Origin of the sequence: Pseudomonas fluorescens, assembly GCF_902498065.1 — a bacterium.
GTDB lineage: Bacteria > Pseudomonadota > Gammaproteobacteria > Pseudomonadales > Pseudomonadaceae > Aquipseudomonas > Aquipseudomonas fluorescens_BJ.
Map to the genome: position 1 here is coordinate 119,408 of NZ_CABVIR010000010.1, position 12,223 is coordinate 131,630.

Sequence of the window (12,223 nt, forward strand, 5' to 3'; positions counted from 1 at the left end):
GTCATGACCGACGAATGGAAAGCACCCGCCAAGGCGAGTGCGGAGAGCGGTGACGAGAAGAGCTGGAAGCTGCTGGAAAAGACGCTGCTGGCCAGCGTGCAGGAACAGCGCCGGTCGCGGCGCTGGGGGATTTTCTTCAAGTTGCTGACCTTTGTGTACCTGTTTGGCGCGTTGATTCTGTTTACGCCGCTGATGGACATGGAAAAAGCTGCCACCCGTAGTGCCAATTACACTGCGCTGATCGACGTGACGGGCATGATCGCCGACAAGGAGCCTGCCAGCGCTGACAACATCGTCGGCAGCCTGCGTGCCGCCTTCGAAGATGAGAAGGTCAAAGGTGTCATCCTGCGCATCAACAGTCCGGGCGGTAGTCCAGTGCAATCCGGCTATGTTTATGACGAAATTCGCCGGTTGCGCGGCTTGCACCCGGACACCAAGGTTTACGCGGTGATCTCCGATCTGGGCGCTTCCGGTGCCTATTACATCGCCAGCGCGGCAGATCAGATTTACGCCGACAAGGCGAGTCTGGTGGGTTCGATTGGTGTGACGGCGGCCGGTTACGGGTTTGTCGGCACCATGGAGAAACTCGGTGTCGAGCGTCGGACCTACACGTCGGGCGAGCACAAGTCGTTCCTTGATCCGTTCCAGCCGCAGAAGCCTGAGGAGACCCAATTCTGGCAAGGCGTACTCGATACGACGCACCAGCAGTTCATCAGCAGCGTCAAGAAGGGGCGTGGCGATCGCCTCAAGGACAAAGAGCATCCGGAGTTGTTCTCCGGGTTGGTCTGGTCCGGTGAGCAGGCGCTGCCGCTGGGGTTGATCGATGGCCTGGGTAATGCCAGTTCGGTAGCGCGCGATGTGATTGGCGAGAAAGAGTTGGTGGACTTCACCGTTCAGGAATCGCCGTTCGATCGCTTCTCGAAGAAGCTTGGCGCCAGCGTGGCTGAGCAGTTGGCGATGTGGATGGGTTTTCACGGCCCGTCGCTGCGCTGATCTGCCGTCCGCATAAAAAAACCGGCCTTCGTGGCCGGTTTTTTATGGGGGGTATGTAACAAGGAGCTGGCTTGTCGGCGTTGGCGTCTCAGGGGATTTGCACGCCTTCGGCCAGCAGCATGTCGATCAGGCGAATCAGTGGCAGGCCGATCAGGCTGGTGGCGTCAGGGCCTTCGGTGCTTTGAAACAGGCTCACCCCCAAGCCTTCGGCTTTGAAGCTGCCAGCGCAGTCGTAAGGCGTTTCGGCGCGCAGATAGCGTTCGATGCGTGCGGCATCGAGTGTGCGCATGTGCACGGTGAACGGTACGCAGTCGACCTGGCAGCGTCCGGTCTGGCTGTTGAGCAGGGCCAGGCCGGTCAGGAAGGTCACGCTGGCGCCGCTTGAGGCCAGCAACTGTTCGCGAGCCTTTTCGAAGGTGTGGGGTTTACCGATAATGCGCTCGCCGAGAACCGCGACCTGGTCGGAACCGATAATCAGATGAGCGGGGTGGCTGCCGGCGAGGGCCTGGGCTTTTTCTTCAGCGAGGCGCTTTACCAGTTCGACGGCGGTTTCGTTCGGTCGATGATTTTCATCGATGTCCGGCGAGCTGCAGGTGAACGGCAGCTGCAAGCGGGCCAGCAATTCCCGGCGATATACCGAGCTTGAAGCGAGTAATAAAGGCAGCATGCGCATCTCCAGAATACAGGTGCAAATTCTAGCGAGGCTTCCAGGTGACGGACAGGGCTGAATTTCCTTTGACATGGCTGGGTGCATCCCTATAATGCTGCGCCTATGTTGAATGACCCGATTCCACCTCACGTTGACCCGCGCAAATTGGCTGACCGTGGCACCACCCTTCAAGGTGAACTGCTGCTGGCCGATTTGGAGAGACTCTGCGACCCGCTTTCCGACACTGTCGGTACGGTGCAGGCTAAATTCGTTTTTGAACGAGATGAACGTAAGTCTGTGGTAATCCACAGTTTTATCGACACCGAAGTCAAAATGGTTTGCCAGCGTTGTCTTGAGCTGGTCACCCTGCCGATCCACAGCGAATGCAGTTATGCTGTGGTGAAGGAGGGTGCGAATACCCAGTCGTTGCCGAAAGGTTATGACGTGCTGGAACTGGGCGAAGATCCTTTGGATCTGCAGTCACTGATCGAGGAGGAGCTTCTGCTCGCCTTGCCCATTGTGCCTGCTCATCATCCGGAAGAATGCCAGCAGCCGGCGGGTCTCGATGAGCCCGAACCGAGCGAGGACGAGGTAACGCGGTCCAACCCGTTCAGTGTATTGGCGCAGTTAAAGCGTGACCCAAACGTTTAGGAGTTAATCAATTATGGCTGTTCAGCAGAACAAAAAATCCCGCTCTGCCCGTGACATGCGTCGTTCGCACGACGCCCTGACGGCAAGCACTCTGTCTGTAGAAAAAACCACCGGTGAAATTCACCTGCGTCACCACGTATCGCCAGAAGGCGTATACCGTGGCCGTAAAGTGATCGACAAGGGCGCTGACGAGTAATCACTTGTCTGCTCAAGTCATCGCGATTGACGCAATGGGCGGGGACTTCGGTCCCCGCAGCATTGTCCAGGCCAGCCTTGCTTGTCTGAATGCTACGCCCTCGCTGCACCTGACCCTTGTCGGTCAACCCTCCCTTCTTGAAGAACTGATCGCCGGCCAATCGGCTGCGGATCGCTCGCGCCTGTCGATTGCCCCGGCATCCGAAGTCATCACCATGGACGAAAAACCTGCCCAGGCCTTGCGCGGCAAGCCGGACTCGTCGATGCGTGTGGCGCTCGAGCTGTTGCGTGATGGCAAGGTTCAGGCCTGCGTCAGCGCCGGCAATACCGGCGCGTTGATGGCCTTGTCGCGATTCGTGTTGAAAACCTTGCCGGGCATAGATCGACCCGCCATGGTCGCGGCGATTCCAACGCAGAAGGGTTACTGTCAGTTGCTCGACCTGGGCGCAAACGTCGATTGCAGTGCCGAGCATTTGCTGCAGTTTGCGGTGATGGGCTCAGTGGCGGCGGAAACCCTGGGCATCGTTCGTCCACGGGTCGCATTGCTGAACATCGGCACCGAGGACATCAAGGGCAATCAGCAGGTCAAGCTGGCGGCGACCTTGTTGCAGAGTGCTCGCGGCATCAACTACATCGGTTTTGTCGAAGGTGACGGTTTGTACCGTGGCGAGGCAGATGTGGTGGTGTGTGACGGTTTTGTCGGCAATATTTTGCTCAAGTCCAGTGAAGGTCTGGCGACCATGATTGCCGGGCGAATAGAAGCACTTTTCAAAAAAAACCTGGCATCGAAAATGGTGGGCGCCCTGGCGCTGCCGCTGATGAAGCGTCTTCAGGCTGACCTGGCGCCTGCTCGGCATAACGGCGCAAGCTTCCTCGGGTTGCAGGGAATTGTGGTGAAAAGCCATGGTTCGGCCGGGGTTCAGGGCTTCCAGAGTGCGATTCAGCGTGCCTTGATCGAGATCCAGGAAAACCTGCCGGAACGCATTCACGGTCGTCTGGAGGATTTGTTGCTTTAGGCGTTTTCGTCGGACAATGCTTAAATGTGACCGCTCAGTTCAATTAGCCATCCAACTGTCAGTTTCTTGCGTCCCCCAAGCGGGACGTCAATTCTCCGACGACAAGATCATTAGGGGCTTGTTACATGTCTGCTTCCCTCGCATTCGTCTTTCCAGGACAGGGTTCGCAGTCCCTCGGCATGCTGGCCGAGTTGGGCGCGCAACATCCGGTGGTCCTCGAAACATTCAAAGAAGCTTCCGCTGCGCTCGGTTACGACCTGTGGGCACTGACCCAGCAAGGGCCGGAAGAGCAACTCAATCAAACCGATAAAACCCAACCGGCCATTCTGACCGCTTCGATCGCCTTGTGGCGTCTGTGGCTGGCGGAAGGCGGTGCGCGTCCGGCTTACGTTGCCGGTCACAGCCTGGGCGAGTACAGCGCCCTGGTCGCTGCGGGCAGCCTGAGTCTGGGTGACGCGGTGAAGCTGGTGGAGCGTCGCGGTCAGTTGATGCAAGAAGCCGTTCCGGCCGGGCAGGGCGGTATGGCTGCCATTCTCGGTCTGGACGATGCTGACGTACTGGCAGCCTGCGCCGAAGCGGCGCAAGGCGAAGTGGTCAGCGCGGTCAACTTCAACTCCCCGGGTCAGGTCGTGATCGCCGGTGCCAAGGCTGCGGTCGAACGCGCCATCGAAGGCTGCAAGGCTCGTGGTGCCAAGCGCGCCATGCCATTGCCGGTCAGCGTGCCGTCCCATTGCGAGCTGATGCGTCCCGCGGCAGAACGTTTTGCCGAGTCCATCGCTGCGATCAACTGGCAGGAACCACAGATTCCTGTGGTACAAAACGTCAGCGCGAACGTGCCGGCCGATCTCGAAACCCTCAAGCGCGATCTGCTTGAGCAACTCTATAAGCCTGTGCGCTGGGTCGAATCGGTCCAGGCGCTGGCCGCCAAGGGCGCGACCCAATTGGTCGAATGCGGCCCTGGCAAAGTGCTCGCAGGCCTGAACAAACGCTGCGCCGAAGGCGTGTCGACATCCAACCTCAATACCCCAGACGCCTTCGCTGCCGCCCGTGCGGCACAGGCCTGAATCAGGAGAAGCTTGCATGAGTCTGCAAGGTAAAGTTGCACTGGTCACCGGTGCGAGCCGCGGTATCGGCCAGGCCATCGCCCTGGAGCTGGGTCGTCAGGGCGCCATCGTTGTGGGCACCGCGACATCTGCCTCGGGTGCCGAGCGCATCGCCGCAACCCTGAAAGAAAATGGTATTCAAGGTACCGGCCTGGAACTCAATGTCACCAGCGACGAATCCGTTGCCGCGGTGCTGGCGAGCATTCAGGAGCAGTTCGGTGCGCCGGCGATCCTGGTCAATAATGCCGGTATCACCCGCGATAACCTGATGATGCGCATGAAAGACGACGAGTGGCATGACGTCGTCGATACCAACCTGAACAGTCTGTTCCGCCTGTCCAAGGGCGTTTTGCGCGGTATGACAAAGGCCCGTTGGGGACGAATTATCAGTATTGGCTCGGTTGTGGGTGCCATGGGCAACGCAGGCCAAGTAAACTACGCTGCCGCCAAGGCAGGTCTGGAAGGTTTCAGCCGTGCCCTGGCGCGTGAAGTCGGTTCGCGTTCGATTACGGTAAACTCGGTGGCCCCTGGGTTCATCGACACCGATATGACCCGCGAACTGCCCGAGGCACAGCGTGAAGCCTTGCAGACGCAAATTCCGCTGGGCCGTCTGGGGCAAGCTCAAGAGATCGCGTCTGTGGTCGCTTTTCTTGCATCCGACGGTGCGGCTTACGTTACTGGGGCTACAATCCCGGTGAACGGCGGGATGTACATGAGTTAAATGTGACGGATTGCTTCAAAAAAATGTCATACGAGCTGTCTAAAATCCGTTATAAAGCTGCAATCTATTTATAGACAGAGGGTCACCGGGTTTGAGGAGTGAAGCTTTCAGTTGAAAAACTGAAAAGTCTTTCTATACACTTACCCACTGGCCAGCTGCCTGAATTTGTCCATTAGGAGTGAAAACAAGGTATGAGCACCATCGAAGAGCGCGTCAAGAAAATCGTTGCTGAGCAACTGGGCGTTAAAGAAGAAGAAGTGATCAACACTGCTTCCTTCGTTGAAGACCTGGGTGCCGACTCCCTTGACACCGTTGAGCTGGTGATGGCTCTGGAAGAGGAATTCGAGACCGAAATCCCTGACGAAGAAGCTGAGAAGATCACTACTGTACAAGCTGCAATCGATTACGTTACTAACCACCAGGCTTAATAGCTTGTAATCGTTGCTTGCTGTCGTGGAAAAACCGCACTGCCATCATGGCGTGCGGTTTTTTCTTTAGACCTGATGCAAAGTCGTCATTTGAAAAAGGAGAGTGCTGTGTCGCGTAGACGCGTCGTAGTCACCGGTATGGGTATGTTGTCGCCACTGGGCACGGATGTGCCGAGCAGTTGGCAGGGCATTCTGGCTGGCCGCAGTGGCATTGGTCTGATCGAACACACCGACCTTTCTGCCTATTCCACCCGTTTTGGCGGCTCGGTAAAGGGCTTCAATGTCGAGGAATATCTGTCGGTCAAGGAAGCCCGCAAGCTCGACCTGTTTATTCAATACGGTCTGGCCGCAGGTTTTCAGGCTGTTCGCAATGCCGGTCTTGAAGTCACCGACGCCAACCGTGAGCGCATCGGCGTGGCCATGGGTTCGGGTATTGGCGGTCTGACCAATATCGAAGAGACCAGCCGTACCCTGCATGATTCCGGCCCACGACGGATCTCTCCGTTTTTCGTGCCTGGCTCGATCATCAATATGATTTCCGGTTTCCTGTCGATCCATCTGGGTGCACAGGGACCTAACTACGCCATCGCCACCGCGTGCACCACCGGCACGCACTGCATCGGCATGGCAGCCCGCAACATCATGTACGACGAAGCCGACGTGATGATTGCCGGCGGTGCCGAGATGGCGGCTTGCGGTCTGGGCATGGGCGGCTTCGGTGCCTCCCGTGCGCTGTCTACCCGCAATGACGAGCCGACCCGCGCCAGCCGTCCATGGGACAAGGGCCGTGATGGCTTCGTCCTGTCGGACGGTGCCGGTGCGCTGGTTCTGGAGGAACTGGAACACGCCAAGGCTCGTGGCGCGACCATCTATGCCGAACTGATCGGTTTCGGCACCAGTGGCGACGCGTACCACATGACTTCGCCGCCTGCGGACGGTGCAGGCGCTGCACGTTGCATTACCAACGCTCTGCGCGACGCCAAGGTCAACGTCGATCAAGTCCAGTACATCAACGCTCACGGCACGTCGACTTCGGCCGGCGACCTCGCCGAAGCCTGTGCGATCAAGTCGGTGTTCGGCGATCACGCCTACAAGCTGGCCGTCAGTTCGACCAAGTCCATGACTGGTCACCTGCTGGGTGCGGCAGGCGCGGTCGAGGCGATCTTCAGTGTACTGGCGATCAACGGCCAGGTGGCGCCGCCGACCATCAACCTCGATGAGCCGGACGAAGGTTGCGACCTCGACTTCGTGCCGCACACTGCGCGCAACATGGACATCGATGTGGTGCTATCCAACTCCTTCGGGTTTGGCGGTACCAACGGCTCGCTGGTGTTCCGCCGGTTCGCTGACTGATGGATAGCTGGGTCGACGGTCAGCCGGCTGACGCTCTGTCGCTGAAGGATCGCGGCCTGGCTTACGGTGATGGTCTGTTCGAGACCATTGCCGTGCGTGGCGGGCAGCCACTGTTGCTGGACCGGCATCTGTCGCGCCTGGCACAAGGCTGTTCACGCCTGGCGATCACCACCGATCACGCGCTGATCCGCAGCGAGCTGCTGGCCTACGCCGCAGCACTGGGCGAGGGCGTGCTCAAACTCATTCTTACTCGCGGCGACAGCCTGCGCGGTTACGCACCGGATCCTGCGGCCCAGGCCCGACGCATTCTTCAGGGCAGCGCACCTGCCGCTTACCCTGTCGTTCATGCGGAGCAGGGTGTTCGCCTGTTTCCTTGCGCCACACGACTGTCCAGGCAACCCTTGCTCGCCGGGCTCAAACACCTGAACCGTCTTGAGCAAGTCATTGCCCGTTCCGAATGGCAAGACACCGAGCATGCCGAAGGCCTGATGCTCGATCAGGCCGGGCGTGTGATTGAGGGGGTGTTCAGCAATCTGTTCCTGGTTCGCGATGGCGTGTTGATCACCGCCGATCTCAAGCGCTGCGGCGTTGCCGGCGTGATGCGTGCGGAATTATTGTTTCAAGCCGAGTCGTCGGGAATCCCCACGCAAATCACCGACATCACCCTGGAACAGCTGCAATGGGCTGATGAGGTCTTCGTCTGCAACAGCGTTTATGGCGTTTGGCCGGTGCGCGCCTATGCAGCACTGAGCTGGCCGGCTGGCCCGCTCACCCGTAAACTCCAAACCATTGCCCGCGCGCTACTGGATGCTTGATACGTGAGACGTAAATTCTTGCTGCTGCTGGAAACCGGACTGGTTCTGGCGGGGCTGTTGTTGGGCGCTTCTGCCTGGAAAATTCATTCGGCGCTGGAACAGCCGCTGAACATTAGTCAGGAAGAACTGCTGGATGTGCCCAAAGGCACGACACCTACCCGTACTTTCTATCGACTCGAAGCTGACGGTGTCATCAAGGACGCGTTTTGGCTGCGGGTGTATTGGCGCTTCAATCTGGCCGGACAACCGTTGCACAGTGGCGAGTACCGCATGCAGCCCGGCATGACCGTCGAAGGTCTGATCGGTCTGTGGAAGCGCGGGGAAATGGTTCAGTACAGCCTGACCCTGGTCGAAGGCTGGAATTTTCATCAAGTCCGCACAGCCCTGGCCAAGGATGAAAAGCTTGAGCAAACGCTGAATGGCTTGAGCGACACTGAAGTGATGGACAAGCTGGGCCATACCGGGATCTTTCCGGAAGGCCGGTTCTTCCCGGATACCTACCGCTTCGTGCGTGGCATGACCGACGTCGATCTGCTGAAAAAAGCCTACGATCGCCTCGATGACGTCCTCGCCAAGGAATGGGCGCAGCGCTCGGCTGACGTGCCGTACACCGAGCCCTACCAGGCGCTGATCATGGCCTCGCTGGTGGAAAAGGAAACCGGCGTACCGCAGGAGCGCGGGCAAATCGCTGGCGTGTTCGTGCGGCGCATGGAAATGGGCATGCTGTTGCAGACCGATCCGACCGTTATCTACGGTCTCGGTGATCGTTACAACGGCAAGTTGACCCGCGCCCATCTCAAGGAAGCGACCCCTTACAACACCTACGTGATCTCCGGTCTGCCGCCGACGCCGATCGCGATGGTCGGCCGCGAAGCGATCCATGCGGCACTGAACCCGGTGGCCGGTAACAGTCTGTATTTTGTCGCACGCGGTGATGGCAGCCACGTGTTCTCCGATGATCTGGATGCTCACAACAACGCGGTGCGTGAATTCCAGATCAAGCGTCGCGCCGATTACCGCTCCAGTCCGGCGCCGGTCACCGCGCCAGAAGCGACGAATGAGCAGGCACCGATCCCGGCGGCTTCGCCTGACGCGGCGCCCGAGGCGTTGCCGCCAGTGACGGTGCCCGAACCGGAATCGACTCAAGAACCTGCTGAACAGCCCGCTGCTGCACCCGTGCCCCAGCCGGATGCGCCTGCGCCGCAAAGCCCGCAATGATTCTGACTAAGGACTGCCTGTGACTGGCTTGTTTATTACCCTGGAAGGCCCCGAAGGCGCCGGCAAGAGCACCAACCGCGAATACCTCGCCGAGCGCCTGCGCGCCGCCGGTATCGAAGTGGTGCTGACCCGCGAGCCGGGCGGTACGCCTTTGGCCGAGCGAATCCGCGAGGTGCTGTTGGCGCCGGTCGATGAAGTCATGGACCCGGACACCGAGTTGTTGCTGGTGTTTGCCGCGCGAGCCCAGCACCTGGCCGGCGTGATCCGCCCGGCGTTGGCCCGTGGCGCGGTGGTATTGTGCGATCGCTTTACCGATTCGACCTACGCCTATCAGGGCGGCGGTCGCGGCTTGTCGCTGGAGCGCATCGCGACGCTGGAAAGCTTCGTTCAGGGCGAATTGCGCCCGGACCTGACACTGATTTTCGATCTGCCGGTTGAAGTGGGGCTGGCCCGCGCCAGTGCTCGCGGTCGGCTGGATCGCTTCGAGCTCGAAGGCCGGACGTTTTTCGATGCGGTGCGCCGTGCGTTTCTCAAGCGCGCTGAAGCCGATCCTGCGCGATATGTGCTGGTCGATGCCGCTCAGCCACTGGCGCAGGTTCAACAGTCGCTGGACGCCTTGCTGCCGCGTCTGCTGGAGTTGACCCGTGGCTGAAGCCTATCCGTGGCAGGACAGTCTCTGGCAGCAGTTGGCGGGTCGCAAACAACATGCACACGCCTATCTGCTGCACGGCCCGGCCGGGATCGGCAAGCGAGCGCTGGCCGAGCGCCTGATGGCCAGCCTGTTGTGCCAGCGTCCGACCGCGCAGGACGCTTGCGGCGAATGCAAATCCTGCCTGCTGCTCAAAGCCGGCAGCCACCCTGACAACTACATCCTCGAACCGGAAGAAGCCGACAAGGCGATCAAGGTCGATCAGGTTCGTGAACTGGTCAGCTTCGTGGTCCAGACCGCGCAGATGGGCGGGCGCAAAGTGGTATTGATCGAGCCGGTCGAGTCGATGAACATCAACGCCGCCAACGCCTTGCTCAAAAGCCTTGAAGAGCCGTCCGGCGATACGGTGTTGTTGCTGGTCAGTCACCAGACAAGTCGGCTGTTGCCTACCATCAAAAGCCGCTGCGTGCAGCAAGCCTGTCCGCTGCCAAGCGAGGCCATGAGTCTTGCGTGGCTGGCCAAGGCGTTGCCGGACAGCTCGGAAGAAGAGCGCGTCGAGCTGCTGACCCTCGCTGCTGGCTCACCGCTGGCCGCGGTCAATTTGCAGGCTCAGGGAGTGCGCGAACAGCGAGCGCTGGTGGTCGACGGTGTGAAGAAGTTGCTCAAGCAGCAGCAATCGCCGACACAACTGGCCGAAGGCTGGAACGCAATTCCGCTGTTATTGCTGTTCGACTGGTTCTGCGACTGGTCGAGCCTGATCCTGCGTTATCAACTGACTCAGGATGAAGACGGGTTGGGATTGGCCGATATGCGCAAGGTGATTCAATACCTGGCGCAGAAAAGCGCTCAGGACAAAGTCTTGAACATTCAGGACTGGATCCTCGCCCAGCGCCAGAAAGTCATGAGCAAGGCCAACCTCAATCGGGTGCTGTTGCTTGAAGCGCTGCTGGTGCAATGGGCGTCTTTGCCTACCCAGAAGTGACCGACTGGGCCTATCCTCTGAACATCAGCAGTGGAGGTCAGCATGAATGAAGCCGTCAATCCGGGGCCGCGCAACGGCATTTTGTCCCTGACCATCAAGGACAAGTCCGTGCTCTACGCCGCCTACATGCCATTCATCAAGAACGGTGGCCTGTTTATCCCGACCAACAAGAGCTACAAGTTGGGCGATGAGGTATTCATGCTGCTGAACCTGATGGACGAACCGGAGAAAATTCCGGTCGCCGGCAAGGTCACCTGGGTCACCCCCAAAGGCGCTCAAGGCAACCGGGCCGCTGGCGTCGGCGTGCAGTTCAACGACGGCGACAACACCGCGCGCAGTCGAATCGAAACCCACCTGGCCGGAGCCCTGAAGTCCGACCGTCCCACTCATACGATGTAAGTTGCAGCCCTTTTATGCTCGTAGATTCCCATTGTCACCTTGATCGCCTTGACCTCGTCGCCCATGACGGCTCGCTGGATGCCGCGCTCGACGCGGCCCGCCAGCGTGGAGTCGGGCACTTTCTGTGTATCGGCGTCAGTGTCGACAACGCCGCCGACGTCAAAGCCCTGGCCGAGCGTTATGACGATGTCGACTGTTCGGTTGGCGTGCACCCGCTGGACGTGCAGCCGGGCGCTGCGCCAGCGCTGGATTGGCTGCTGCATGAGCTCAATCATCCGCGTGTGGTGGCGATTGGTGAAACCGGCCTGGATTATCACTACGAGCCTGAAGCGGCGGAGTTGCAGCAGGAATCCTTCCGCCTGCACCTGCAAGCCGCGCAGCAAACCGGCAAACCAGTGATCATTCATACTCGCGGTGCCCGAGCCGACACGTTGAACCTGTTGCGCGAGGCTGCGTTGCCTCAGGCCGGCGTCCTGCATTGCTTCACCGAAGATTGGGACATGGCAAAAGCGGCGCTGGACATGGGTTATTACATCTCTCTGTCCGGCATCGTCACGTTCCGCAATGCCGATGCACTGCGTGACGTGGCCAGTAAAGTGCCTGCCGACCGATTGCTGGTGGAAACCGACTCGCCGTACCTGGCGCCGATCCCTTATCGCGGCAAGCCGAACCTGCCGCAATATGTGCGGGAAGTGGCAGAGTTTCTGGCGATGTTGCGCGGTGAATCCTATGAGCGATTTGCCCGGCAGACGACCGAGAACTTCAAGCGGCTGTTTCCGCTGGCGCATGTGAAAGGTTAAATCGCAGGCAAAAAAAACCCGGGTTCTGGGGGGGGAATCCGGGTTAAGACCATTAGGAGTAAAACAATGGTACGCGGTCCGTTGGTACCAATATCGGCGCGGCACTTGGGGGAGATGCCCCGCCGACAGTTGAAGTATTGATCAGTATCGCGCCGAGTCCAGTTTACCGGGCCAGGTTTTTAAACAATTTTGGAATACGTGCGCTTCTGAAGCGTTCTCATTAAATGACGGCCCGACCAGAATTCATCTGG

At 59.3% G+C, this 12,223-nt stretch carries 15 protein-coding genes; 14 read left to right on the top strand and 1 reads right to left on the bottom strand.

Features of this window, described 5'->3' with window-relative positions; genetic code table 11:
• Window positions 1-3 precede the first annotated feature (3 nt).
• Complete coding sequence (gene sppA, locus F8N43_RS27125) at window positions 4-993, top strand: signal peptide peptidase SppA (protein WP_150631735.1); 990 nt, start codon at window positions 4-6, stop codon at window positions 991-993.
• An 88-nt stretch (window positions 994-1,081) separates the two neighbouring features.
• Here sppA and F8N43_RS27130 read toward each other — a convergent pair whose 3' ends face one another.
• Window positions 1,082-1,660: a Maf family protein gene (locus tag F8N43_RS27130; RefSeq protein WP_150636040.1), complete on the bottom strand. Its 579-nt coding sequence runs from the start codon at window positions 1,658-1,660 to the stop codon at window positions 1,082-1,084.
• A 105-nt stretch (window positions 1,661-1,765) separates the two neighbouring features.
• On the opposite strand from F8N43_RS27130, the gene F8N43_RS27135 reads away from it, so the two are divergent.
• The 13 genes from F8N43_RS27135 (at window position 1,766) to F8N43_RS27195 (ending at window position 11,972) form a co-directional block, all read left to right on the top strand.
• Window positions 1,766-2,293, top strand: a complete 528-nt coding sequence (locus F8N43_RS27135; protein WP_004371317.1) for a YceD family protein — start codon at window positions 1,766-1,768, stop codon at window positions 2,291-2,293.
• 13 nt (window positions 2,294-2,306) lie between these two features.
• Complete coding sequence (gene rpmF / locus F8N43_RS27140; protein WP_008152339.1) at window positions 2,307-2,489, top strand: 50S ribosomal protein L32; 183 nt, start codon at window positions 2,307-2,309, stop codon at window positions 2,487-2,489.
• 4 nt (window positions 2,490-2,493) lie between these two features.
• Window positions 2,494-3,504 (top strand): phosphate acyltransferase PlsX, encoded by a 1,011-nt coding sequence (plsX, locus tag F8N43_RS27145; protein ID WP_150631733.1) that lies wholly within the window; start codon window positions 2,494-2,496, stop codon window positions 3,502-3,504.
• 125 nt (window positions 3,505-3,629) lie between these two features.
• Window positions 3,630-4,568: an ACP S-malonyltransferase gene (gene fabD / locus F8N43_RS27150; protein ID WP_150631732.1), complete on the top strand. Its 939-nt coding sequence runs from the start codon at window positions 3,630-3,632 to the stop codon at window positions 4,566-4,568.
• 16 nt (window positions 4,569-4,584) lie between these two features.
• Complete coding sequence (fabG, locus tag F8N43_RS27155; protein WP_007942004.1) at window positions 4,585-5,328, top strand: 3-oxoacyl-ACP reductase FabG; 744 nt, start codon at window positions 4,585-4,587, stop codon at window positions 5,326-5,328.
• Window positions 5,329-5,519: 191 nt separating this feature from the next.
• Complete coding sequence (gene acpP / locus F8N43_RS27160; RefSeq protein WP_150631730.1) at window positions 5,520-5,756, top strand: acyl carrier protein; 237 nt, start codon at window positions 5,520-5,522, stop codon at window positions 5,754-5,756.
• 108 nt (window positions 5,757-5,864) lie between these two features.
• Entirely contained in the window at window positions 5,865-7,109 is a 1,245-nt protein-coding gene (gene fabF / locus F8N43_RS27165) for a beta-ketoacyl-ACP synthase II (protein WP_150631729.1), read from the top strand.
• Window positions 7,109-7,924, top strand: coding sequence for an aminodeoxychorismate lyase (pabC, locus tag F8N43_RS27170; protein WP_150631728.1), 816 nt, complete (start codon window positions 7,109-7,111; stop codon window positions 7,922-7,924). The genes fabF and pabC overlap by 1 nt, the downstream gene beginning before the upstream one ends.
• Before the next feature lie 3 nt (window positions 7,925-7,927).
• A complete protein-coding gene (gene mltG / locus F8N43_RS27175; RefSeq protein ID WP_150631727.1) occupies window positions 7,928-9,142 on the top strand; it encodes an endolytic transglycosylase MltG in 1,215 nt (404 codons plus the stop codon).
• 19 nt (window positions 9,143-9,161) lie between these two features.
• Window positions 9,162-9,794, top strand: coding sequence for a dTMP kinase (gene tmk, locus F8N43_RS27180; RefSeq protein WP_150631726.1), 633 nt, complete (start codon window positions 9,162-9,164; stop codon window positions 9,792-9,794).
• Window positions 9,787-10,773, top strand: coding sequence for a DNA polymerase III subunit delta' (locus F8N43_RS27185; protein WP_008031605.1), 987 nt, complete (start codon window positions 9,787-9,789; stop codon window positions 10,771-10,773). The genes tmk and F8N43_RS27185 overlap by 8 nt, the downstream gene beginning before the upstream one ends.
• A gap of 42 nt (window positions 10,774-10,815) precedes the next feature.
• Window positions 10,816-11,172 carry a PilZ domain-containing protein gene (locus F8N43_RS27190; protein ID WP_150631725.1) on the top strand — a complete coding sequence of 119 codons (357 nt, stop codon included), beginning with the start codon at window positions 10,816-10,818 and terminating at the stop codon, window positions 11,170-11,172.
• 14 nt (window positions 11,173-11,186) lie between these two features.
• Window positions 11,187-11,972, top strand: coding sequence for a TatD family hydrolase (locus F8N43_RS27195; protein ID WP_150654610.1), 786 nt, complete (start codon window positions 11,187-11,189; stop codon window positions 11,970-11,972).
• Window positions 11,973-12,223 lie beyond the last annotated feature (251 nt).